Origin of the sequence: Pseudoalteromonas galatheae (assembly GCF_005886105.2) — a bacterium.
GTDB lineage: Bacteria > Pseudomonadota > Gammaproteobacteria > Enterobacterales > Alteromonadaceae > Pseudoalteromonas > Pseudoalteromonas galatheae.
Genome location: NZ_PNCO02000001.1, coordinates 1,161,108 through 1,186,654 on the forward strand (window position 1 = coordinate 1,161,108; position 25,547 = coordinate 1,186,654).

The window sequence follows — 25,547 nt, forward strand, 5'->3', positions numbered from 1 at the left end:
ACACCCTCTTCATACTAACAAGTTACTGTGACTTTCTAACTCTTAAATACCACTCTGAAAGTAGGCGAACTTGTTTTTGGGTATAGCCTTTATCAACCATACGATTGACAAAGTCTTCATGCTTCTTCTGATCTTCAGCAGAGGTTTTTGCATTGAATGAAATTACAGGGAGTAAGTCTTCGGTATTTGAGAACATTTTTTTCTCGATAACCGTTCTTAGTTTTTCATAGCTAGTCCACACTGGGTTGTCACCATTGTGATGGGCTCTTGCTCTTAAAACGAAGTTGACTATCTCGTTACGAAAATCTTTTGGATTGGAAATACCTGCTGGCTTTTCAATCTTTTCCAGCTCGCCGTTAAGCGCGGCTCTATCAAATAGCTGGCCAGTATCTGGGTCACGATATTCCTGATCTTGGATCCAAAAATCTGCATAGGTAACATAGCGGTCAAAAATATTTTGGCCATACTCAGAGTACGACTCAAGGTAAGCTGTTTGTAGCTCTTTACCAATAAACTCGACATATTGTGGGATTAGGTATCCTTTAAGGTGGCTTAGGTAGCGCTCTTGTACTTCGGCATTAAATTGTTCACGCTCAATTTGCTGCTCAAGTACATAGAATAAGTGCACAGGGTTTGCTGCGACTTCGCTATGGTCAAAGTTAAACACACGAGAAAGGATCTTAAAGGCAAAGCGAGTTGATAAGCCGTTCATGCCTTCGTCAACGCCGGCGTAGTCTCTGTATTCTTGATAGGACTTGGCTTTCGGATCTGTGTCTTTTAAGCTTTCACCATCGTAAACCCGCATTTTCGAATAGATACTGGAGTTCTCAGGCTCTTTAATCCGAGACAGGGCTGAAAACTTCGCTAAAGTTTCTAAAGTGCCAGGCGCACAGGGAGCTTCCCTGAGCTCACTATTTTCAATAAGTTTCTCGTATATTTTGACCTCTTCAGACACGCGTAAACAATAAGGTACTTTGACGATGTAAACACGGTCTAAAAAAGCCTCGTTGTTTTTGTTGTTCTTAAAGGTCTGCCATTCAGATTCGTTAGAGTGAGCAAGTATGAGCCCGCTAAATGGTAGGGCCGAAATACCCTCTGTACCATTGTAGTTGCCTTCTTGGGTTGCAGTTAGCAGCGGGTGTAGCACCTTAATGGGTGCTTTAAACATTTCGACAAATTCCATCAATCCTTGGTTTGCAAGGCATAGTGCGCCAGAGTATGCGTAAGCATCAGGGTCATTTTGAGCGAAATGCTCCAGTTTACGGATATCGACTTTGCCCACCAGCGCTGAGATATCTTGATTGTTCTCATCCCCAGGCTCTGTTTTCGCGATAGCTATTTGATCAAGAATCGAAGGGTAACGTTTTACGACTTTAAATTGGGTAATGTCTCCATTGTACTCATGCAAGCGTTTGGTCGCCCATGGAGACATTATTGTCTTAATATAACGCCCAGGAATACCGAACTCTTTTTCAAGCAGTTCTGCATCTTCTTGTGGGCTAAACAAGCAAAGTGGGTGGTCATTAACGGGTGAGCCTTTTAAAGAATAGACCGGCACCTTTTGCATCAAGTACTTGAGCTTTTCAGCGATAGACGATTTACCACCACCTACCGGGCCGAGTAAATAAAGTACTTGTTTGCACTCTTCAAGTCCCTGTGCTGCATGCTTGAGATACGATACGATTTGTTCAATGGCATCCTCCATACCGTAAAACTCGCTGAAAGCAGGATATCGAGCTATTACTCTATTCGAAAACAGCCGGCTGAGTCTGGCATCTTTCGACGTATCGATCATTTCTGGTTCGCCTATTGCCATCAGAAGTCGCTCAGGTGCGCTGGCATAGGCAGATTTATCATTTTTACAAATTTCAAGAAATTCCGCGATGGTGTACTCTTCTTCTTGCGCGGCTTCATATCTGGCCTGATAATGTTCAAATATTGTCATAACGACCTCCAATAAGCTACTTGATGTGGTTTGCGGATCACAGATTTAGAAAGGTTACTTAAAGCTTAGTCGTGATATGGAGAATACCCAAAAAAAACTAGATTTTTTATGTATTAATGTTGAGTTACAGGCATAAAAAAGGGCGCTTTTGCGCCCCATTATTGCATCAATACTGATAGTTGATGTTACGCTAGGTTGCTGTTAGCAAAGTCCCAGTTAACAAGTGCCCAGAAGCCTTTAAGGTAATCAGGGCGAACGTTACGGTAATCAATGTAGTAAGCGTGTTCCCACAGGTCAACTGTGATGATAGGGGTAACACCTTCTTCAGTCAGCGGAGTCGCTGCATTTGAAGTGTTAACAATATCTAGAGAGCCGTCAGCTAATTGTACTAACCAAGTCCAGCTTGAACCAAAGTTGTTAACTGCTTTGTCGTTGAAAGCTTCTTGGAATGCTGCGAATGAGCCCCATTTTGCATTAATTAGTTCAGCAACTTTACCTGTTGGTTCGCCACCTGCATTTGGCGCAAGGCTGTGCCAGTAGAAAGTGTGGTTCCAGATTTGAGCAGCATTGTTGAAAACACCACCTTCAGAGCTACATACGATCTCTTCTAGTGATTTACCTTCAAAGTCAGTACCTTCGATAAGACCGTTAAGCTTTACAACGTAAGTGTTGTGGTGCTTACCGTGGTGGAATTCTAGCGTCTCTTGAGAAACGTGCGGCTCAAGAGCATTTAGTGCATAAGGTAGTGACGGTAGTTCAAATGCCATATTAATCTCCATTTTTTGGTTGATTTGCCAATAATGCATACGAAAGGTGGCTAACATCAGCCCACTTTTCTATACCATTGGCCTATATAGTGATACTATAATTCCTGACTATTTTACTCAAGTTTTGGCAAACAGCAATGCGTGCCAGTGACTTAATGACTTATAATACACATTCTTTGTGAACATATGCCGAATAGCTGTCAAAGTGTAGAACATCATGACAGACGGTCATGCTAATTTTAGCCATGGCAGCTAAAGTTCTATCGCTGCTAAAAGCTAGGCATAATGAATGCAACAGGTGTTGTTATAGTGAGTAGCAAGCTAAAACGCCGATGCTAAACTAAATATTGATAAGTATTGGACGAAACGTCATTTTGAGGTAACTAATGGAAACTATTGACAAGATTAAACAGCAGATCGAAGAAAATCCAATCATTCTATATATGAAAGGGTCGCCAAAACTCCCTAACTGTGGGTTCTCTTCGCAGGCGTCTCAGGCTTTGATGGCGTGTGGTGAGCAGTTTGCTTATGTTGACATTTTATTGAATCCAGACATTCGTGCTGAACTACCACATTATGCAAACTGGCCAACTTTCCCACAGCTTTGGGTAGAAGGTGAGTTAATCGGTGGTTGTGACATCATTATTGAGATGTTCCAAAAAGGTGAGCTCCAACCTCTTATTGCTGAAACAGCAGCTAAATATAAGAAAGACGAAGCAGCAGCGGAATAAGCTAACCGCTTATGGCAGAGTAGATACTCTGCCATGCTTTATTTTCTAATCTTATCCAGTCTACTTTTCGTTATAAGCCCTATTTTAGATGTTTGGTTGAAAACCATTTCACTCATATAGTGTGGGGTATCTAGATTTTCATTAACGCCATTGGTATTAATCCAACCTAAAGCAACTCACTTCTCCTACCCAACCAGGTTGACGTTAACGTCAAGCTAAAACGAACTCTATTTTGCATAGCTATGTAAACAGTCTAATAGAGCCTGCTTCGATATTGAGTTTGTAAAATACAATAAGTGAATAATTATTCATTTTTATCGATCTTTACGTTTACGTAAACGTTCATGTGCGACTGTGTATTGCTGTATTTTTATTGTTGTGATACCGGTGTCATTTTACAAATTAATATTCAATATTTTCAAAATGGCAAATTTATTACGATTTTGGATAACTTGTCTTACCAATGAGAAATATTCAAGTTTATGAATATATATTCATATTTGTGTTGACTCTACTTTCAATCAAGGCTAATTTTGAATATCTGCCAGCATTTCGTCGTACCGTCATGGGCTGGTCGTTGTAGCAAGGGGAGGAGTCTATGTTATACGACTCAAAATTAGAAAAAGATAACTGTGGATTTGGCTTGATTGCGCATGTGAGTGGTCAGCCAAGTCACAAACTGATCCGTACAGCAATCACAGGTTTGGACCGTATGCAGCACCGAGGTGGTATTTCTGCGGATGGCAAAACCGGTGATGGTTGCGGACTGTTATTACAAAAACCGGATAGTTTTTTTCGCGCCGTCGCAGCTGAAAACGATTGGCATGTGGGTAAAAACTATGCGGTAGGTATGATATTTTTAAATCAGGATCATGAGCTTGCAGCTGCGGCTGAAAAAGTGATCAGTGAAGAATTAGAAAAAGAAACACTGACACTCATAGGTTGGCGTGAAGTTCCCACCGATCCATCTATGCTAGGTCCTATCGCGAAAGCACAATTACCACAGTTTAAACAGGTTTTTGTTGGTGCTCCAGAAGGCTGGCGTCCTAAAGATTTAGAGCGTCGTCTATATATAGCAAGGCGACGCATTGAAAAGCGTTTAGAGCAAGATGAGCAGTTTTATATTTGTAGTTTGTCTGGTTTAGTGACTATCTACAAAGGCTTAATGATGCCGGCTGATCTACCGAATTTTTATACGGATCTTGCTGATATGCGGATGACCAGTGCGATTTGTGTATTCCACCAGCGCTTTTCAACCAATACACAGCCTCGATGGCCGTTGGCGCAGCCATTCCGCTATTTAGCTCACAATGGTGAGATCAATACCATTGAAGGAAACCGTCAATGGGCGAGAGCACGTGCTTATAAGTTCGCGTCACCGTTGTTACCGGATTTGCAAAATGCGGCGCCGTTTGTCAATGAAACAGGTTCTGACTCATCTAGTTTAGATAACATGCTAGAGCTATTTTTAGCCGGTGGTATGGACTTATTCCGCGCTATGCGTATGTTAGTGCCACCCGCATGGCAAAAAAACCGTGCCATGGATGAAGACTTACGCGCATTCTATGACTTTAACTCCATGCATATGGAGCCGTGGGATGGCCCTGCAGGCATCGTGATGTCTGATGGGCGTTTTGCTGCCTGTAATTTGGACCGAAACGGTCTTCGTCCAGCTCGCTATGTGATCACGCAAGACGGCTTTATTACACTTGCCTCAGAAGTAGGCATTTGGGATTACGCGCCAGATGAAGTTATCGAAAAAGGCCGTGTAGGTCCGGGTGAGTTACTGGTGGTTGATACTTTACATGGCAAGATTTGGCAGTCCGATGAAATCGACCAAGATTTGAAATCTAGGCATCCATACAAAACTTGGCTTGAGCAAAACGTTAAGCGTTTAACGCCATTTGAAACACTAGATGAGAAAGCGGCTGGTAAGCGCGATCTTGACGATGAAACCTTGCTGACCTATCAGAAGCAATTTGGCTATACCAACGAAGAGCTCGACCAAGTGATCCGCGTAATGGGCGAGAACGGCCAAGAAGCAACTGGTTCAATGGGTGATGATACGCCATTTGCAGTGCTATCCGAAGGACACCGTTCAATATTTGACTACTTCCGCCAGAAATTTGCTCAGGTAACGAACCCGCCAATCGATCCATTACGGGAAAATCACGTAATGTCACTGGCGACTTGTATTGGTCGTGAGCAGAACGTTTTCAACGAAACCACAGGTCATGCTAAACGTTTGCAGTTTGCCTCGCCAGTACTAACTTATTCTGATATGCAGCAGCTATTAACCGCCGATGATGACCATTACTGTGCGTGTAAAATTTCATTGATTTACGAGATTGAAGAGTCTTTGCAAGATGCAATCAAGCGTATTTGTGATGAAGCCGTTGCAAAAGCGGGCTCCGGGTGCGTGATGTTAGTGCTCAGTGACCGAGAGATAGCAGCGGGTAAGCAAGTTATCCCAGCGGCGATGGCCGTGGGGGCAGTACAAAGGCGACTAGTGGATGGCAACTTGCGTTGTGATACCAATATTTTGGTTGAAACAGGTAGTGTGAGAGATCCGCACCAGTTTGCTGTTTTGTTAGGTTTTGGCGCAACAGCAATTTATCCTTATCTAGCCTACGAAACCCTTGTTGCAATGTGTGATAAGAAGATCATTAAAAAGTCTTACCGCGAGGTGACTCTGTCTTATCGCGGCGCGATTAACAAAGGTTTATACAAAATCATGTCGAAGATGGGGATCAGCACCATTGCTTCCTATCGTTGTTCGATGTTGTTTGAAGCCGTCGGTTTATCCGATGAGGTGGTTGAATTGTGCTTCAAAGGCGTTGCAAACCGTATTAAAGGTGCGTGTTTTGACGATTTTGCCTTGGAGCAACAACAGCTCAATAAATTGGCATTTAGCAAGCGTAAACTACTATCACACGGTGGATTATTAAAGTATGTGCATGGTGGTGAATACCATGCGTATAACCCAGATGTCGTGCAAACTTTGCAGACCGCAGTTCGTTCGGGTAACTATCAAGACTACGTTAAATATGCGGAGCTGGTAAATAACCGTCCAATTACTAATCTGCGAGACATGCTTAAGCTTAATACGGCGCAACAAGCAATCGACATCAACGACGTTGAGCCTGCGACTGAGCTATACAAACGTTTTGACTCAGCCGCGATGAGTATCGGGGCTTTATCACCGGAGGCACATGAAGCGTTGGCGATTGCGATGAATCGCCTCGGCGGTTGCTCTAACTCTGGTGAGGGTGGCGAGGATAAGCTACGTTTTGGCACAGAAAAGAATTCGCGTATTAAGCAAGTTGCTTCTGGGCGATTCGGTGTGACACCACACTATTTACGTTCAGCTGACGTTATTCAAATCAAAGTTGCGCAAGGGGCAAAGCCGGGCGAGGGCGGTCAGCTTCCAGGTGAGAAAGTCACCCCTTATATCGCGAAACTACGCTATTCGGTTCCTGGTGTTACTTTGATTTCGCCACCACCGCATCACGATATTTATTCGATTGAAGACTTAGCTCAGCTTATTTTTGACCTCAAACAGGTTAACCCTGAAGCGATGATCTCGGTCAAATTGGTTTCAGAACCAGGTGTCGGCACTATTGCGACTGGTGTTGCTAAGGCGTATGCCGATCTCATTACCATTGCCGGTTATGACGGTGGCACAGGGGCGAGTCCGCTGACGTCGGTAAAGTATGCAGGTAGCCCGTGGGAGCTTGGCCTCGCTGAAACGCAACAGGCGCTGGTTGAAAATGGTCTACGCCATCGCATTAGGCTGCAAACAGATGGCGGCTTAAAGACCGGATTAGATATTATTAAAGCTGCAATTTTGGGGGCTGAGAGCTTTGGTTTTGGTACTGGCCCTATGGTTGCGCTTGGCTGTAAATACCTGCGGATCTGTCACCTTAATAACTGTGCAACCGGCGTTGCGACGCAAGATGATACGTTGCGTCAAAAGCATTATCACGGATTGCCAGAGATGGCGATGAACTACTTTAAGTTTATTGCGCAAGAGGCCCGAGAGCTGATGGCCGCTCTGGGAGTCACAAAACTCACCGATTTGATTGGTAGAACGGACTTACTTGAAGCCATTGAAGGTAATACTGCGAAGCAGAAAAAGCTAGATTTAAGTCCGCTCTTAGCGAAACCAAACAATCCGTCAAATGAAGCGCTGTATTGCACCCATACTAATCCATCACATTACAGTGGTGCGTTGAACGAAAGCTTACTTGCGAAAGCGAAGACAGCAATCGACGAAATGACGGGTATTTCGTTGGTGAATCGTATTTCTAATACGGATCGCTCAATCGGTGCAATGTTGTCTGGGTATATCGCGAGCAAGCATGGTAACCAAGGTATGGCAGCAGATCCAATTGCACTTGAGTTACATGGTACTGCAGGGCAATCGTTTGGGGTGTGGAACGCCGGTGGCCTTGAAATGACATTAGTCGGTGATGCTAACGACTACGTTGGTAAAGGGATGGCTGGTGGAAAGCTAGTCGTGCGTCCTCCTGTCGGCTCAAGTTTTGCCTCTCATCAAGCGGCTATTATTGGTAACACCTGTTTATATGGCGCAACCGGCGGTAAGTTGTTTGCAGCAGGTCGAGCTGGCGAGCGTTTTGCCGTGCGTAACTCGGGTGTACAAGCGGTTGTTGAAGGGCTGGGCGATAATGGCTGCGAATACATGACAGGAGGCGTAGTGTGTGTGCTTGGTCAAGTTGGCGTTAACTTTGGCGCAGGCATGACCGGTGGTTTTGCCTATGTACTTGATGAAGAGAGTGATTTTGATAAGCGGATCAACCCTGAGTTGGTCGAGCTGGTAGACCTCAAAACGCTGGCATCGCACCAAGAGCATCTACGCGGTTTGATTGCAGAGCATCTAGATTTAACGAGCTCAACTCGAGCTGAGCAGATCTTAGCTAACTTTGAGTTGTATTTGCCAATGTTTAAATTGGTAAAGCCAAAGTCGAGCGATTTAAACAGTTTACTTGGCCACCGAGCGCGTAGTAGCGCTGAGCTAAGAATTCAGGCGCAGTAGGAGAGAGCAATGAGCGAGAACGTTTACCAATTTATCGATGTACAACGTGTAGATCCGCGCAAAAAGCCTATTTCTACGCGTAAGCAATCTTTTGTTGAAATTTATGAGCCATTTTCTGAGCAGCAAGTTCATTCGCAGTCTGATCGTTGTTTAGATTGTGGTAACCCGTATTGTGAATGGAAGTGTCCAGTTCACAACTATATTCCGCAATGGCTCAAACTTATTCGTACGGGCAGAATCATTGAGGCAGCAGAGCTATCTCACCGTACCAATAGTTTGCCTGAAGTGTGTGGTCGAGTATGTCCGCAAGATAGGCTTTGTGAGGGGTCGTGTACGCTGAACGAAGAGTTTGGTGCCGTGACCATAGGAAATATTGAAAAATATATTACCGATACGGCGTTTGCACAGGGCTGGAAGCCTGATCTTTCTTACGTTACTTGGACCGATAAGAAAGTCGCAATCATAGGTGCGGGTCCGGCAGGACTTGGCTGTGCGGATATTCTAGTGCGAAACGGCGTGCGCCCTGTGGTGTATGATCGCAACCCTGAGATTGGCGGTTTGCTGACTTTTGGGATCCCGTCATTTAAGTTAGAAAAGTCAGTAATGGAAAATCGTCGTGAGATTTTTACCGAAATGGGCGTTGAATTTAAACTCAATACCGAGGTTGGCCGTGATGTCTCTATGGACGAGTTATTGTCGCAATACGACGCCGTATTCTTAGGTGTGGGGACGTACCAAAGCATGAAAGGCAATCTTGAAAATGAAGATGCCGACGGTGTTTATGATGCGCTACCATTTTTGATTGGTAACACCAACCGAGTCATGGGTTATGACGAGAGTCAGCATAGCTATGTGAACATGGCGGGTAAGCGCGTGGTGGTACTAGGTGGTGGGGACACAGCGATGGACTGTGTTAGAACGTCAGTTAGACAAAATGCGCAATCCGTGATCTGTGCTTATCGTCGTGATGAAGAAAACATGCCCGGCTCAGTTCGAGAAGTTAAAAATGCCAAAGAAGAAGGGGTTGAATTTAGATTCAATCTACAGCCAGTTGGTATTGAAATTGACAGCTCAGGCAAAGTCACAGGCGTTAAAATGGTGAAAACACAATTAGGTGAACCTGACAAAAATGGTCGCCGTAGTGCTGAAACTGTAGAAGGTTCTGAGCATACACTAGAAGCTGACGCGGTGATCATGGCATTTGGTTTTAAGCCTCACAACCTTGATTGGTTAGCACAATACGATGTGGCAATAAATCACTGGGGCGGTATTGTTGCACCAGAAAAAGGCGCATTTACACATCAAACAAGTAATCCAAAGATCTTTGCCGGTGGTGATGCTGTACGAGGTTCTGATTTAGTGGTGACTGCGATTTTTGAAGGCCGCAACGCCGCTGAAGGCATTTTGGACTATTTAGAAGTTTAAAACTTAAACAACAGCTTTTGTCGTTCACAAACCCCAACTACACTCGTTGTAGCTGGGGTTTTTTATTTGAATTTTGCTTAGTTAGCCGCTAACTTATACCAATTGAATTAATTCTCTAATCAATTTGAAGGGTGAAATAGCATATTAGCTTCGTTAAAAATTTCTCATTTAGAACAACTAAATAGCAAAATTTTTGCCTTGCCTATATGGATATAGGTACCTTAGCGGTAGCAGGACGCGAGAGCGGTGCTACTAAAGCTATTTCCCCGCTTCAAGATAGATCATTTAATTAATACAACAGGTATTAATTTCACTCTACATGCATTTATCAATAGTGTTAAGGAAAGATCATGAATGAAACAATAAACTCAGGTGCTGATGCGGTCACTGCAAAGATAGCGAGTGTAAACGATTGGCGTGCTGTGGTATTGCAGCAGATCAGAAGTCTGATCCTAAGTGTTGATAAAGATATAGAGGAAGATATCAAATGGCGTAAGCCAAGCAACCCAACAGGAGTGCCCGTATGGTCAAAAGCTGGCATGATCTGCACTGGCGAAGTATACAAAGATAAGGTCAAACTTACCTTTGCATACGGTGCAAAATTTGAAGATGAGCATCAGTTATTCAATACAGGGTTTGCCGGTAACACTCGACGGGCGATTGATATAAAACAGCAGGACACCATCAATGAAGCCCATTTTTGTACATTGATCCGCGCAGCAATTCGGTATAACGCTGCGCGTTAATCAACAGGTGCAATCAGCCTGATAACAGTTAAGCACTTTGTACTTGTAATAACTCCTTGGCACTCGCTCTTGTTGTGTCACTTATTTTATCTCCACCAATTAACCTTGCTATTTCGTCAATGCGTTGGCTTTCTGCCATTGGGGTCATTTTGGTAAAGGTTTCGCCATTTTCTACTCGTTTTGCGACAAAAAACTGGTTGTGACCACTGCATGCCACTTGCGGTAAATGGGTAACACAAATAACTTGCGTAGACTGGCCAAGCTGGCGCAGCAATTTACCTACGGTTGCAGCTGTTGGACCTGAGATCCCAACATCAACTTCATCGAAAATCAAAGTGGGTGTCGTCACGCGTGTTGCGATAATCACTTGAATGGCTAAGCTTATCCGAGATAGCTCACCACCTGAGGCAACTTTGCCCATAGGTTGCAAAGGTTGGCCTGGGTTAGTTGAGACGTAAAACTCAATGTGATCATACCCAAGAGGGCTCGGTTTAGCGCCAAGATTAGGCGTTAACTGGATTTCAAATTGACCATCACCCATCGCAAGCTCTTTCATACTTGCAGAAATACGTTCGTTAAGAGACGTACAGGCTTGCTGGCGGCTTTGACTTAATCCAAGTGCAGCTTGGTTATAGGCGTTGATGGCTTCGGCAATTTCTTCCTCTAACGCATCCAGTCTGGCAGAATCTGAGCTAATAGACTCAAGCTCATGTTGCAGCGCTTGATGGTGCTGATATAGCAATTCAGGCTGAACTTGATGCTTTCTAGCTAAATCTAGAGCTTGAGAGAGTCTATCTTCTAGCTCTTGTAGTCGCATCGGATCTTGTTCTACGGAATCAGAATAACTGCGGATCTCTCTACTTGCTTCTTCCACTTGTACTGCTGCTTCTTCAAGCACTTGTGCAATATTTTCAAGGGTTTTGTCAAAACTGGTGAGTTCAGAGAACACTTGCGCACTTTGTTGTAGTTGCGATAGTACAGTCTGCTCGTCATTTTCATAAAGGCGAGAAAGCTCACGGTGGCATTGTTCTAAAATGGTTTGACTATGGCTTAGGCGCGAATGTTCGGTCTCAATATCTTCATATTCGCCTTCTTGTAGAGCAAACTCGTCAAGCTCTGCTACTTGGTACTCAAGCAGTTGTTTTTTTGCGGCTTGTGCCTGTTGTGACTTTTGTAGTTCAGCATATTCTTTTTGCAGTTTATGGTAGTGATTATATTGGCCCTTAACTGCTTGTAACAATGTGGTATGGTTAGCATAGGCATCTAGCAAGTGCAGTTGATACTCTGGCTTTAACAGTAGCTGGTGGGCATGTTGCCCATGGATCGCAATAAGGTGTTGACCTAATTCCTTTTGTTGGCCTGCAGTAACAGGGGAGCCATTGATGTAGCTTTTACTACGCCCACTTTTGCTAATAACACGTCGAAGAATACATTCATTTTCTTCGTTATCTAGCATATGCTCCGTTAGAAAGCGTTTGGCAGCAGGGAGGTCTGAAACATCAAATTGAGCAGAAATATCCGCCTTGTCGGTACCTGGACGAATAGCAGAAGGATCAGCACGCTCACCGAGACATAAAGAGAGCGCATCGATCGCAATAGACTTACCCGCGCCTGTTTCACCTGTAATTGCGGTCATGCCACAATGCCAGTCAATATTTAGCGCACTAACAATAGCAAAATTTTGAACATTTAAAGCTAAAAGCATACTGTACACCCTAACAGAGAATTACTGTTAATTTATACAGTATTTTATTGTTTAGCAACTCAAATTAAAAAATTCTGCTAAAAATAATAGCGAGATTATCCAACAGCATGCTCTTTTACTAAGGCCGCTGCTTGCATTTGTTGGTTAGTTGACTCCTTGCCGCTTAATTCTGATGAGTCTATATTCTCTTCATCTTGCTGTTGCGCTGGCATATCAGGTGTTTGAATGCGTGCAATGAGGGCTGGAAGCATCTCGTGATAGAAATCACGGTTATAAGCAATGCCCGCCGTAGGTAATTCAGCGACAAAATATTGTAGTTGCTCAGCAAGCAAATCGATATTGCCGTTTGAGCGACACTTATTGAGCTCGCTTGTCACTGAATAGATAAATAACTCAGACACTTTTTCCAGTTGCGCTAAATTTTCTTCCGAGTGCGCTTGCACGACAAAAAAGTTGCTAACGATTGCATTGATCTGCGGTGCGTATTTAGGCCTTAAAATCTTTGCTTCGACGAATTCAGTAACTTTAAGTTTGAAGTTGCTGCTAATTACTTTTAAACGATCGTTAAAGGCTTTTTTTTCCGCTTCACGGGCTTTTCTTCTATTATTTTCAATCACTAAATACACTGAAAGTATAGTGATAAGCAGCGCCAATGTGAAAAATACAACGTAAGCCATTTTATTGTTATTTACCCAAATTAGAAAATTTAACCAAGGTTATTTTGCGTAACTTTGCGTGCTTAGTAAAGCCTACTGCCCCAATTTAATTTCTGTCTAAGAACATTGTAGTAGGAGTAGCATTTAGGGTGGATCAATCTTAGTCTTTTCTCTGCTTTTTTGATGATAACTTCGTCACCAGGTAGCACAGCCAGCACAACATGACTGTCACAACTCACTTGTAAGCTGTCGGTGTTTTCTAGACTTAACTTAAGCTTGACTTCTTTTTCTGCATCCACCACTAAAGGCCTGCTGGATAAGGTATGCGGAAACATAGGCACCAAAGAAATAGCGTCGAGTTCGGGGGTTAAAATAGGACCGCCACCTGAAAGCGAGTAAGCGGTTGACCCCGTTGGTGTCGAGACAATTAAACCGTCTGAGCGCTGAGAAAATACAAAGTCGTCATCGATAAAAGCCTCAAATTCAATCATATGCGCAACTTTATCAGCGTGTAATACGGCTTCGTTCATTGCTAAATTTGCGCTTTTAAGCTGGTGATGTCGGTATACTGCCACCTCTAACAGAAATCTCGATTCTTCAATAAATTGGCCGCTTAACACCGCTTCTAGCTGCGCTTCAAAGCCTTCTGGGTTCAAATCTGTCAAAAAGCCTAAGTTACCGCGGTTAACTCCGATCACGGCGACATCAAAACGAGCCAGTACTCTTGCTGCGCCAAGCATGTTACCGTCACCACCAACAACAATAGCAAGGTCGCAACGTTTACCTAGTTCAACTAACTCGACTACTGCATCCTCGTCTAACGACTTTATTTGCTCTGCAACGCGATCTTCTACGAGTACTTCATATCCTAATGCTTGCAAAAATGTGTAGAGTCGTTGTAAGGTCGTCCCGGCGCCCTCGTGGTTGGGCTTGCCAATTAAGCCGATGGTGTTAAACGTAGTCGTCATTCAGTCATTTGTCCTTGGTATCTTTGCTGCAAGATTATAATAAAAGCGTAGTGCTTGAAACTGGCAATTGACACCCATATTAAAATAATTATGAAACTAAATCCCAGAGATGAACAAATTCTGTGTGCGGTCATGCGCCATTATTGTAATGGTGAAGGGCAGCCTGTTGCGTCCAGCAAAATAGCAAAGCAGGACGGCCTTGCTATTTGTTCTGCAACCGTACGCAATGCAATGGCAAGACTTGAAAATCAAGGCTTATTGTATTCGCCGCATACCTCAGCTGGTCGTGTACCCACAGACCAAGGTGTAAAATTCTGGCTACAGGAGTTTTTTCCTCTGGCTGATGTTGCCGTTCATTGGCAACCAGATCAGTCTGCAATAGTCTCTTTTGCACATTTATTGAGCCAAAACTTTCAGGTGTGTTGCTGTGTTGGATTACCACAAGTAAGCAGCAAACAAATGTTCCGGGTGGAAGTACTCGACTTTGACCGTAAAAACTGGCTGGTCCTGCTGTTAGACAGAGCGGGGCAATCACACAATATTTGTATTGATAAACCCGTTGATGACTCCGACGCGTTGCGTTACCAGTTCGCGGCTTGGATGAATACTGTATTCAGTCAACAAACTTTAGTCGAAGGTTTGCACCGAATGCGCGCTATGGCACACAGTGCACCGCCGAGTTGTCACCATATTTTGGCCCAGTGGACTAAGCAGTTAAGCCAGCAGTTAGGCTCAGATAACGCAATTGTTGTCGGCGAGCGTTACTTATATAACCGCTTAGAGTTGGATAGAGAGATTAATCTTGGGGTTGGATTTTTGGACCAAGTCGAAGACCGCTTGGCATTTAAAGACGGCGTATCCGTGTTACTTGGTGAAGAGCTAAGTATGCTGGGTTTACATCGCGTAGTGGTGCTCAGTGTGCCGTATTTCTCCAAAGGGGAATACCAAAGTCGCTTTTGCGTGATTTGCCCAGCGGACTCTAAGATCGAAGCCATCTTGTCAGAATTCAAAAAATTGCCGCAATAAAGGGTTGAAACTCTCATTTCAATCCCCATAATTACCGCAGTTGTAAAGAATCGGAGAATCACCACATGTCTGAGCAGACAAAAGCCCCAGAGCAAGAGCTTGAACAAGAACAAACACAAGCTGAAGCGGAAGTTGTAGAAGCACAAGCAGAGCAACAAACTCAGGAAGAGCAGGCAGAAAATGCGGGTGAGTTGAGCCCAGAAGAAGAAATCGCTGGTCTGTACGCTGAGCTTGAAGCCGCTAAGCAAACTATCGACTCACAAAAAGATAGCGTTGTTCGCGCCGCCGCTGAGCTTGAAAATGTTCGTCGCCGAGCCGCGCAGGACGTTGAAAAAGCGCACAAATTTGCGCTAGAAAAGTTCTCAAACGAATTATTACCTGTAATCGATAACTTAGAGCGTGCGATTGAGTTTTCTGACAAAGAAAACGAGACACTAAAGCCTGTGCTTGAAGGTATCGATATGACTATCAAGACATTTGCTGATGCCCTAGCTAAATTCGGTGTTGAAGCTGTAAACCCACAGGGTGAAACATTTAACCCAGAGCTACACCAGGCAATGTCAATTCAGCCAAGCAATGATGTATCACCAAATACTGTGCTTGCTGTGATGCAAAAAGGCTATACTTTAAACGGCCGTCTATTGCGCCCTGCAATGGTGATGGTGTCTAAGGCCGCTGAATAAACATATTCAATTTGCAAAAGCCGCTCATTGAGCGGCTTTTTTGTGTTTAGTAACGAGTGTACTCACTTACCAACTACACAGCTTCACTTTCTCAAACCAAGGACTGGAAAAAGACTTGGTAGTGATGGGGAGAGGGGCTGTCACTTCGACGCCTAGCTCTTTTGCTAAATATCTATGCACTAACAGTTTTACTTTATCACTTTCTAACTGAGTATACGCCAGTTGCAATGCTTGTTTAGTACTTTGGCTTGGCATATCTCCTTCAAGCTGTTTGTACCGAGCTTCAAGCCATTGTAACCAAGCTTGTTTTGATTCGTTTGGGAAGGCTGTAGTTAGGGTAGAAGTAGGGCCTTGTAGACGCTCGTAGTTAACGATTTGCTTTTGAATAAGAAAGACAAACATCAAGTTGATCCCCGCAGATATTTGACCCGAGCGCTTATCAACGGCTTGATAACCTAACAGAGCATGGCGAAAATACTGCTCAGCTTCAAATATTCGACCTTGATCGAGCGCAAGACTTCCTAAGTTGCTTTCAATCATCGCAAGCACCGGAGTTTGCTTTAATTCCTCAGCGAGTTTATGTGCCTTGGCATACAATGTTCTCGCTTTTTGATAATCATCTTGGTTGCGGGCAACTAACGCCATACTGTTAGTCAGTGTAAGCCGTTGGCGATCATTTTTTGCATATTTATAGGCACATTTGAGGCTAGTATCAGCATCATCAAGATATTCCTGTCGGCGTAGCCAAATCCCAAGTGCACTCAAAATCGTGGGAAGGTTTGCTTTGAAATACATGTCATCTGGATACAAAAAGACGGCGTTGATTGACGTGTAGAGCCTATCTATTTTATCTGTAGGTACAGATGCACGAGCGCTCAGCAAATGCCATTGAATAAATAAAGGCACGGGCACATCATGCAGTTGCTCTAAACTGTCGAGAATAATCAATGATTGTGCAGGGTTAACCGTTAAATAGTCGCTGGCCTCGTCTAGCTTACTTTCAAAATATGAAAAGTCCTTTGCCAACGCTTGTTGGCAAAAATAAAATGCACAAGTTACAAAGAGTAAAAGCCGAACCAAGTAAACCCCGACCACATTTTGGCACATCTATTAACTGTAGTCGGCAGTACCGAATAGTTCCAAATCAATTACGATAAACAGCATTATACAAAGATTAGAAACAATGTAGAGATCGCCTCTTCAGTTATAAATGGGGATCGGAAACTTGATGAAAAGAAAATAAATTGCTGAGTTCGTTTTGGTGCACTTTGATTAGTTGATTGATATTTTCGAGGTCGACAGTGGTTAAACTGGCTTTGCTAAGCATATAGCTAACTGGTGTTTTATTCGCATCGGTACCAGAATAGATAATATCTGTATACTCTTTGATTTTAATAATGTGGTCGCCCGCGAGTTTATCTTCAACAACATAGTCTACTCGCTGCTTACTCAACATTTTAAAGCGGCGAGTGGCATTGGGTAGGTGCACCAGCTGATCGTTATAAAAATCTTGGATCAGCTTTTCAAATGCCATGCCGTAGTAACTGCCAGCATTCAGTGCAAATGTGTTTCCTGCAAGGATCAATGACTCGACTTCCCCGCCAATTTTTGGCTTTTCCTTATGTTGGAATAATGCCATGACTTCCTGGCGGTAAGGTGTAGTGAAGTAGGCAAACTTATCTCTCGTCGTCGTTTTTGTTGCTGCGATCAGTACGTCTACATTACCTACCTTTAGCTCCGCTAGCATCCTTGTTGAGGTGGGATAGAAGACGTATTCAAGACAATAAATAGAATCTATAAAAAGAATATTTAGTGCGTTAATCTCTAAACCGAAGGCTTTACCTTCCTTGCGAGAAATATAGGGAGGCCACAGTGTTTCGTTTATTCCGATACGCAAAGTTTTATTGCATTTAGCTGAGGCTTCGAGTGCTAAAAGCGCGATGAGTATACCGAGTAGAGGCAATCTTGCGTATTTCATAGCGGCCAATCCTTGCATATTAGAGTCTAATTATTCTATCAACAAATTAAAAGAGGTACATGCACTTTGTTAAATGACTAAGTTTGTAACTACTAACCGCAGAGTGTTCTCATAGCTGCAAAAGTTACTGCATATCGCGGCTATGGGCGAGTACGGTCGCGATGGTATTGATAAGCTCAAGCTCCTCTATGGGTTTGGCAACATAGCCATCAAATCCAACGCGCTCATATAAAGCTTTGTCTTCCGGAAAAGCATTTGCAGTTAATGCGATAATTGGGATGTTGGGGTCTTTACTCTTCAGAAGTTTACAAGCCTCAACGCCATCCATTTCAGGCATTTGAATGTCCATAAGTATTAGCTCTGGTTTGCTTCGCTCGAATTGATCTATCGACTCTTTACCATTATTTGCAATTGTAATATTACCGTTGGCTTTACTGACCATAGAACGAACTACCAGCTGGTTTATTGGGTTATCTTCAGCCAACAATATAGATACGCCGTTTAAGTCTGCTGCGGTCAGCTGGTCGGTTGTTGATTGCTCTGACGTAACCTCAGACTTTTGCATTGGCAACTCGATGCTAAATAGACTGCCTTCTCCAACGGTACTTTCTACTTTAATCGTACCGCCCATCAGGTCAATTAGAGAGCGAGTGATAGAAAGACCAAGCCCCGTACCACCAAATTTTCTAGTGGTGGACTTATCTGCTTGCTCAAATCGTGAAAAGAGCTTGTTGATTGTGGCTTCTGTCATCCCGATGCCGGTGTCGGCAACGGTAATAAGCATACCTGAATCATTTTGAAGCGGTTTTATATGGGTAATAATACTGCCAGTTTCAGTAAACTTAATGGAGTTTGACAAGAGGTTAAGCAACACTTGTCTGACTCTGACTTCATCTCCGAGCCAAAACTTATGCTCAAGCTCAACGTGGATCTTAAGTTTTAGCCCCTTGTTTTTTGCCAATACCAAAAAATCTGAGCGTAGATGTTCAACCAACACCTCAATATTGAATGGCCGTTCTTCAAGCTCAATTCTACCGGCTTCAATTTTAGAGAAATCCAAAATATCGTTAATGATGGTGTTAAGTGCCTTAATTGAGTAGGTCGCTTTTTCGAGTAGATTGGTGGCAGTGCTATTGAGCGGCTCCGATTTTAAGAGTTGCAGGGTACCGTATAAGCCATTCATAGGGGTTCGTATTTCATGGCTCATATTTGCCAAAAAGACGGCTTTGGCCTTGGCTGCTTGCTCCGCTGCTTCTTTGGCGTGCGAGAGCTCTCGTTCATATTTGAGTTGCTCTGTGAGATCTAATGCAATACCCAAAAAACCGTCTATATTACCATGCTCATCGGTTAATGTTGTGACGCTTAGCTTGATTTGAACATACCGGTTTTGCTTAGTGACATAGGTCCATCGGTTAGTATCGACCACACCTTGTATAGCTTTGGCGACAAAGACCTCAAACCCAGGGTCAATGACTCTACCAAGCTCTTTCGTCAGTGCTTCTGCTCTTGTTACTACTTCTTCTTTAAGGTGAAAAATGGCGGGGGAAGATTTACCAATGAGCTCATCTTTTTTATATCCTAATAAACGCTCGGCCGCTGGGTTAAACTGGGTAATGATACCGTCTGGATCTGTGGCAATAATGGCATAACCCGAACCTTCAACAATACTGGTATGCAGCTGGCTGTATTTAATGATTTCTTTAGTACGCGCTTTCACCTCTTGTTCTAAAGACGAGTTCAGTTTCGCCAGGGATTGTGCTTTTTCTTCCTCAGCCGCCAATTTTTCTCTTTCTGCTAAGCGCTGACGTGTAAAGCTTAAAAGTAAAATATAAGTGATGACTGCCAATAGCAAAGAAACTAGTAGTGCTACTTGCAAAACAGTATTCGGCGACACTAAGTTGAGTGAACGGATAAACTTTGGAGTTGGCCAAATCTTTACTTCCCAAGTGCGACCAAATAACGCGACTTGCTTAGCGAGTGGGCTATTTTTCTCTCTAACATCTTCTTCTAGTGCCTGATAAAATGGAGTGTTTTCATCATTATTGGTTACATCAGAGATTTGAATTGAAACATCTTGTCGAAAAGAAAGTAAAGTCGACAGGATTTCATCGATAAGTAAAGGAGAGTAAGTCCAACCAATCAAATTACGTAAACGATTTTCTTCATCTTTTGCAATACTAATTGAGGTGTAAATTGGTGCGAGAATTAAAAATCCGTATTTAACCTTATTGTCGGCTTGCACTAAGGTGATTGGGGCGGTAAGCCTTGGTTCATTGGTGGTTGCAGCCTCTATTGCTGCAGTTCTGCGACTAGCTTCGGAGCCTATATCCAACCCGACAGCTTTATCATTGTTTATTTCTGGCTCAATATACTGAATAACAAATTTGCTGGTGTTATGTGGATTTAGCGTTTTGATGGAGAATGTTCTGTCCGTGCGTTCAGCTTGTGCTTGTTGCACAAAGCTACTCACGTTATCGATGGGGACATACTTAATAATTCCAACGCCTCGTGCGCCTGGATACTCCGCTTGGAAATCAAACGAGTCGATATATCGCCGCATTGCCTGATAGTCAAAGCTATGTTGTTGGTTCGCATAAATTGCAGTGCGAAGCCCCAAAATGCCGTACCAGTACAATGTAACGCGTTCGTTCACTCCCTCAGTCACATGATCAAGGCGCAAAGCAAGTGCCGAGGCGACTTTTTCAGCATGATGCTCTTTTTCTTGCTCATATAACACCAGCCCGTAAAGCATACTACCAACTAACACAAGTAGTGCAGCAACCAGTGGCACAAATCGGCTTTGGTGAACTGTGCGAGCATTCGCTAACGACACGCTATATTCCTTACGCTCTAAATCTAACCAATATGTTAGTCCAGATAGCATTGAATTGATAGTGATTACAGCAAAGTAACAACGCTCAATTTACGCCTCAATTGGCTCACTAAAGCATATTTTGAATTGTTATTTGAATAAATTGTAGATTGGGGCTGGCTCAGTCCCGTAGCCTTAAAAGCTAAAATAATACCAATTGTATTAAGTAAATGATCTATCTTGAAGCGGGGAAATTGCTTTAGTAGCAAGGCAAAAATTTTGCTATTTAGTTGTTCTAAATGAGAAATTTTTAACGAAGCTAATATGCTATTTCACCCTTCAAATTGATTAGAGAATTAATTCAATTGGTATAAATATGCGGATTTTGGGCCATATATAAATGTGGTCACGATGTGGACACTTTTTAGGATGAAATGTGGATGTTTGCCCCGAAAACAAAAAAGCCAGTCAGAACTTGTTGCTCTAACTGGCTGTTTTAAAACGCTAAAATTTGGTGGAGCTGGGGGGATTTGAACCCCCGTCCGGAAAGCGTCGACCTTCGGTCCTACATGTTTAGTATCGTCTTTTGGTTAACCTTTAAATCTCGGACGAACACGATAAGTAAAGGCGAGGCCGCTTAGTTTTAGCCCTTCAACCCCGGCCAGGGTTTCCGTAGCGATCTTGTGTAGGGTGACACTCCAGAACCAGATCCACAAGAATATCATGGAGGAGTGCTAGCGGGCTATTATGCCGCTAGAGCGTAGTTATCGTCGTTTGCGATTACTTTAAATACGGCTTTTTTACGAGGCCAGCCGCACCTCGACATGCACCTTAGGCTTCTTGAATCCCGTCGAATCCTAATCAGCCCCTGAATAAATTCAGTACTGTTAGTGTCTATACATCTAACAACTAACTATGTCTCGCATTATACATAGGATTAATGTCATTACAATGGCTTATCATGCCATTTGCTGATGATTTCACGAAGCAGAGGCGTGTTTGATTAATTACTCGCCGATTGCTGAACAAGGCCGTAAGCGTTGATTATATGTATAACGGGTTGGCTTTTTATTTGTGCGACTAGGCACTTGCGAAGAATCTTCCCTTACCACCATATTGATAGTTCTCTAAAGTCTTGAGCAGCTTTTCAGAAAATTGAATTTCTGTTTCTGATCGGCCACTCCGACGGGCCTCTCTTAACTTGGCCTTTTGCATAGCGATAACGTCGATTTTTTCATTCTCGGCTCGTGAAGTATCGGCAGGAGAGGGAATTCCACTCCCCCGATTTAGGCCTTGCTCAACAACAAAATAATGTAAAGAAAGCGAAGCATGTTGCCCTAAATCCAATATTCCTTCGTCATACAGTGCTTTAGATGCCACAGCCAGTTCTTTCTTGGTCATATGGGTAAAGTCGAATTGTGCCTCTTTGATGTGGCTAGTTGTTGCCTCTGATGCTGGCAAAACGCTTCCCTTCGCTTCATTTTCGATTGATTGCGCGCGTCGCACCTGAGCCTGATTGTATAGCACTGCTTGGTGTTGAACTTTCATTTAGCAAATCCTTCTGAAATACGTATAACAACTTCAGCAAGGTGTATGCCCAAAAGTGGCTCAATAAACTTAAACCCTCTAACCAAGGAGTGCTTTGTCACTTATCCCGATATGAACCATGAAGGTTGAAGCGCTATTTCGTTGTTTAAGGAGTTGGAGGCATTGATATCTGACGAACTCAGCTCTAAAGTCTATAGGATTGTGCTAAAAGAAAAGTGGATTATTGTACGGCGACAGAAAGCGGAGCACTCGCTACCGCTTTGTGGGTTTGTAAGGGTGATAAACGCAGCGCCAACAAACGCTGGGTATGTTGCTTTTTGTGTTTACGCTCCGCGCAACCAGTTGCGTAGTCTATCTTTTAGTTGGCCAAGGTCATCTTCGCAGATCAGGCCAATTTCTAGCGCTTTGGCGCGTAGTCTTTCCGAAGTTCTAATACCTTGATAGCTCACTAGTAGACCCCTTGCTTGTACGCCACCAAATAGCTCGCTGAGTGAGTCGAGTTTATAAATCACTTGATTGCCTTCCCCTTTACTAAACTTTTTGGTTTTGCATTCAATGAGGTGAAGCTTATTGTTGGCGAGCGCTACAATATCTAGCTCGTTATTGACATAGCCTTGTCCCACGCGACGTTTAATCGCAACGCCTTGGGCGACATCTTGTAAAATGGTGAGTTCTTTTTTTAGGCTGAGGAGGATGGCGTACACATATTCTTCTAGCCAGCCACCGTTGGCAAAAAAGCGAGCGCCTTCATTAGCAAATTTTAATTTGTCGTCTTGCCTTGTAGCGATGTTAGCATCTTCTAAATCGTCAATGAGTGTTTGCAAACTTGGGCTATTCATTTGGCTGCGACTCAAAGGCTCACTGATAAGTTCATTATCTTCACTGCTAGCAGCGAGATAGTTGAGCTGGGCTAGGGCATGGCTAAAATCCGTTTGACTGGTTGCCCATTTGGCACCGAGCTGGCGATAGCGAATATCAACAACCCCCTCATTTGCAATTTCAGTAATATCGCCATCGATGAGGTTAAAAAAGTCACGTATCTTTAATTTATCGGCAAGGATGGTGTTGGCGCGCTCTGTTGGTACAAGCCAGTGAAGTTCGTCGCGCTCGGGCTCAATGATAAAACATTCAATTGGATAGGCGCGGATCACCTCATACATCGAGAGCAAGTGTTGGCGGTCGCCACAACTGGCATTAAACACAAATTGGGTTTCTGGCTGCTCGCTAATGAGGGTGTCAATGAGTTGGTGGAAGCTGTCGATTAAGGTGTCGCTATCTCGGCTGGTAGGGATAAGGGCATGATGTACTTTCACCCCTCTTGGCCCCAACACTCTTTTAATATCTTCAAGATTTTGTTGTTGTTGAGATTCTATTAAATAGAGTATTTCATCTGAGTCAATATTGTGGTCGAGTACAGGCGTAAGTGAGTTGATAAAGTTGGTGTCGATAAAACTAAGGTGTACGTGTTTTGTCATGGCTGTCCCTAAAATTTATGTCCGTCGTAAAAGATAAAACTACCCTATAAAGCGGCAAGTGTAAAACGGAGTAATACTTAGTTATGAATTTGACGCTACTAAGCGCGAAACCCTAAAGTTTGTCTAAAGCTTTGCACTGTAAAGCCGATAAATCTAAGGAAAATAATAAGTTGTACTTTTAATGCGCAGAACGATTTACATTCATTTAAAATTTGTAGTGGTTCAGGTAATGTTAAGCTTAACAATTTGACTAAGTTATGCTCAAATGATCCCGCTGCATTAAAAATAACAACATAACAATAAGATCGTGCATATATTTCAGGGTTGATGAATGTCATTATTTCGTTTTGATGAGGATGAGGGCTATGTCTACTTGCTCTCTCATCCAGTGGAATCCGGATTTCCGGCGAGCTCGTCTCAATTGATTGAGATGATTGAGGAGTCGCCATATGCGGATTTTGAGATCATTCATGCCAATATAGGCCAATTATTTTCCGCAAGTGAGGCACCTGAGCAGGACTCGTTAATTGTGGCTCGCGCTATCGATGCGTCTATTTCTGTGCGTATTGAAGAAGGTAATATGCTTGCCGAAGCGAGAGTAACCACAGCCCGAGGCGGTAAGTTGGTTTGTATGAACAAAGCCAAACAAGCATTAAAACAAGCTGGCATTAAAAAGGGTGTCAGTGGTAAAGCTCTCGATAATCTGCTTGGTCAGCAGTTAGAACTCCCTTCTGGACACACCTACAGCGGTATTGTCGCACATGGACAACGTGCCAAAGATGGTAGCGACGCGCGTTTTGTGCGTTTGTGTATGACAGCACAAGATAGAGTGCTTAGCCCACAAGAGTCGAGTGGTGGCAAAGTCGATATGCGTAATTTAGGCGCTATCATCACCGTAAAACCGGGTAGCCCATTGATGAAAAAAGTCCCGCCAACTGAAGGTGAGCCAGGTTATACCGTGTTTGGCGATGTGATTGAGCCAAAACCGGGTAAAGATGCGCCACTTGAGGTGTCAGAAGGCACCAAGCTTGACCCTAATGACAAAAACTTACTTATTGCCGATTCAAAAGGTGTGCCGGTAGCCGTTCCTCGTGGTATGCGCGTTGATGATTTACTGTGCTACGAAAACATTGATGTGACGACTGGGCATGTTGAGTTTGATGGTAGTGTGATTGTAAGTGGTGATATCAAAGATGGAATGCGCGTTAAGGCTTCAGGAGATATTACCGTTATTGGTTTTGTGGAGTCGGCTATTCTTGAAAGCGGCAGTGCGGTTACGGTTATGCTTGGTACGATTGGCCGCAAACGCATCGAAGGTGAACCTTTTTCGTGCTCAATTACAGCAAAGCGCAGTGTTTCTTTAGGTTATGCGCAGTACTGTCACATTGAGAGTGAGCAAGACATTTTGATTGAACGTCAAGCTCTGCATTGTGATTTAGCCTCCAAACGTTTAATAAAAGTAGGCAAAGGTGAGACCCCAAGAGGTAAATTGGTTGGCGGTAATGTTTTGGACGCCATGCGTATAGAAACGGGTGAGCTTGGGGCGCCATCTGGCACAAGAACACGTATTTCATTAGCCCAAGACTGGGACAGTTTGCACGAGAAGCACCGCGAGCTGGTAGAGCTAGAAAAGATGCTAGCCTCCAAGATCATTGATATTAAGCGTGCGATGAATAAAGCGCAGGCGTCACCGCTATCTCAAAAGCGAGAAGCCTATCTTGCCAAGTTGCAGCATAGCGAAGCGCAGATCAACAAACATTATGGCCGTAATCAGCGTAATATCCGGTTAATACAGCAAAAAATACATCGCTTAGCACGCTTGAGTCGAGTCACTGTCAATGAGTTGATGCATCCTGGGACTGAAGTGAAAATAGCGAAAGATACTAAACTGTTTTCGCGAATTTACCCGCCTAATTTCGTTAAACTACATGAAGGTAAAATCATGCAACAGTTTACGACTGCCAAAACCGCAGAAATAGCGTAAAACGAACACTTACAAAAATGCCAGCTGAATTTGCTGGCATTT

General features: G+C 43.5%; 17 protein-coding genes and 1 other RNA gene. 7 read left to right on the top strand and 11 right to left on the bottom strand.

The annotated features are described in order from the left end of the window. Positions 1 to 22: 22 nt before the first annotated feature. Both CWC29_RS05105 and CWC29_RS05110 read right to left on the bottom strand, forming a co-directional pair. Positions 23 to 1,945, bottom strand: coding sequence for a PrkA family serine protein kinase (locus tag CWC29_RS05105; RefSeq protein WP_128727827.1), 1,923 nt, complete (start codon positions 1,943 to 1,945; stop codon positions 23 to 25). Between the two features lie 185 nt (positions 1,946 to 2,130). Then, positions 2,131 to 2,712, bottom strand: coding sequence for a Fe-Mn family superoxide dismutase (locus tag CWC29_RS05110; RefSeq protein ID WP_010375405.1), 582 nt, complete (start codon positions 2,710 to 2,712; stop codon positions 2,131 to 2,133). Between the two features lie 386 nt (positions 2,713 to 3,098). Between CWC29_RS05110 and CWC29_RS05115 the strand changes: the two genes are divergently transcribed. The 4 genes from CWC29_RS05115 to CWC29_RS05130 all read left to right on the top strand — a co-directional run bounded on the left by CWC29_RS05115 (position 3,099) and on the right by CWC29_RS05130 (position 10,670). Then, the gene (locus CWC29_RS05115) at positions 3,099 to 3,443 is read left to right on the top strand and encodes a Grx4 family monothiol glutaredoxin (RefSeq protein WP_010375406.1); all 345 of its coding nucleotides are present in this window, start codon (positions 3,099 to 3,101) and stop codon (positions 3,441 to 3,443) included. Between the two features lie 598 nt (positions 3,444 to 4,041). Further along, positions 4,042 to 8,499, top strand: a complete 4,458-nt coding sequence (gene gltB, locus CWC29_RS05120; RefSeq protein WP_128727826.1) for a glutamate synthase large subunit — start codon at positions 4,042 to 4,044, stop codon at positions 8,497 to 8,499. A gap of 9 nt (positions 8,500 to 8,508) precedes the next feature. Beyond that, the gene (locus CWC29_RS05125; RefSeq protein ID WP_128727825.1) at positions 8,509 to 9,924 is read left to right on the top strand and encodes an FAD-dependent oxidoreductase; all 1,416 of its coding nucleotides are present in this window, start codon (positions 8,509 to 8,511) and stop codon (positions 9,922 to 9,924) included. Between the two features lie 350 nt (positions 9,925 to 10,274). Continuing rightward, positions 10,275 to 10,670, top strand: a complete 396-nt coding sequence (locus CWC29_RS05130; RefSeq protein WP_128727824.1) for a DUF1801 domain-containing protein — start codon at positions 10,275 to 10,277, stop codon at positions 10,668 to 10,670. 28 nt (positions 10,671 to 10,698) lie between these two features. On the opposite strand, the gene recN is transcribed toward CWC29_RS05130, so the two are convergent. The 3 genes from recN to nadK all read right to left on the bottom strand — a co-directional run bounded on the left by recN (position 10,699) and on the right by nadK (position 13,999). Beyond that, positions 10,699 to 12,375 (bottom strand): DNA repair protein RecN, encoded by a 1,677-nt coding sequence (gene recN, locus CWC29_RS05135; RefSeq protein WP_128727823.1) that lies wholly within the window; start codon positions 12,373 to 12,375, stop codon positions 10,699 to 10,701. A gap of 95 nt (positions 12,376 to 12,470) precedes the next feature. Beyond that, positions 12,471 to 13,052: a hypothetical protein gene (locus CWC29_RS05140; RefSeq protein ID WP_138524604.1), complete on the bottom strand. Its 582-nt coding sequence runs from the start codon at positions 13,050 to 13,052 to the stop codon at positions 12,471 to 12,473. A gap of 62 nt (positions 13,053 to 13,114) precedes the next feature. After that, positions 13,115 to 13,999 carry an NAD(+) kinase gene (nadK, locus tag CWC29_RS05145; RefSeq protein ID WP_017217984.1) on the bottom strand — a complete coding sequence of 295 codons (885 nt, stop codon included), beginning with the start codon at positions 13,997 to 13,999 and terminating at the stop codon, positions 13,115 to 13,117. A 90-nt stretch (positions 14,000 to 14,089) separates the two neighbouring features. On the opposite strand from nadK, the gene CWC29_RS05150 reads away from it, so the two are divergent. Continuing rightward, complete coding sequence (locus CWC29_RS05150; RefSeq protein ID WP_171039494.1) at positions 14,090 to 15,025, top strand: HrcA family transcriptional regulator; 936 nt, start codon at positions 14,090 to 14,092, stop codon at positions 15,023 to 15,025. Between the two features lie 65 nt (positions 15,026 to 15,090). Next, the gene (gene grpE, locus CWC29_RS05155) at positions 15,091 to 15,708 is read left to right on the top strand and encodes a nucleotide exchange factor GrpE (protein ID WP_138524598.1); all 618 of its coding nucleotides are present in this window, start codon (positions 15,091 to 15,093) and stop codon (positions 15,706 to 15,708) included. A gap of 66 nt (positions 15,709 to 15,774) precedes the next feature. Here the strand turns inward: grpE and CWC29_RS05160 are convergent, their stop codons facing one another. The 6 genes from CWC29_RS05160 to CWC29_RS05185 form a co-directional block, all read right to left on the bottom strand. Further along, positions 15,775 to 16,815: a tetratricopeptide repeat protein gene (locus tag CWC29_RS05160; RefSeq protein ID WP_138524596.1), complete on the bottom strand. Its 1,041-nt coding sequence runs from the start codon at positions 16,813 to 16,815 to the stop codon at positions 15,775 to 15,777. 97 nt (positions 16,816 to 16,912) lie between these two features. Continuing rightward, positions 16,913 to 17,686 (bottom strand): substrate-binding periplasmic protein, encoded by a 774-nt coding sequence (locus tag CWC29_RS05165; RefSeq protein ID WP_128727818.1) that lies wholly within the window; start codon positions 17,684 to 17,686, stop codon positions 16,913 to 16,915. Positions 17,687 to 17,810: 124 nt separating this feature from the next. Further along, positions 17,811 to 20,519 (bottom strand): CHASE domain-containing protein, encoded by a 2,709-nt coding sequence (locus CWC29_RS05170; protein ID WP_138524594.1) that lies wholly within the window; start codon positions 20,517 to 20,519, stop codon positions 17,811 to 17,813. A gap of 491 nt (positions 20,520 to 21,010) precedes the next feature. Next, positions 21,011 to 21,367, bottom strand: a transfer-messenger RNA (tmRNA) gene (gene ssrA / locus CWC29_RS05175). A 211-nt stretch (positions 21,368 to 21,578) separates the two neighbouring features. Continuing rightward, a complete protein-coding gene (locus tag CWC29_RS05180; protein ID WP_138521867.1) occupies positions 21,579 to 22,046 on the bottom strand; it encodes a hypothetical protein in 468 nt (155 codons plus the stop codon). A 323-nt stretch (positions 22,047 to 22,369) separates the two neighbouring features. After that, the gene (locus tag CWC29_RS05185; RefSeq protein ID WP_138521865.1) at positions 22,370 to 23,521 is read right to left on the bottom strand and encodes a Card1-like endonuclease domain-containing protein; all 1,152 of its coding nucleotides are present in this window, start codon (positions 23,519 to 23,521) and stop codon (positions 22,370 to 22,372) included. Positions 23,522 to 23,852: 331 nt separating this feature from the next. Between CWC29_RS05185 and CWC29_RS05190 the strand changes: the two genes are divergently transcribed. Then, entirely contained in the window at positions 23,853 to 25,505 is a 1,653-nt protein-coding gene (locus tag CWC29_RS05190; RefSeq protein ID WP_138521863.1) for a DUF342 domain-containing protein, read from the top strand. Positions 25,506 to 25,547 lie beyond the last annotated feature (42 nt).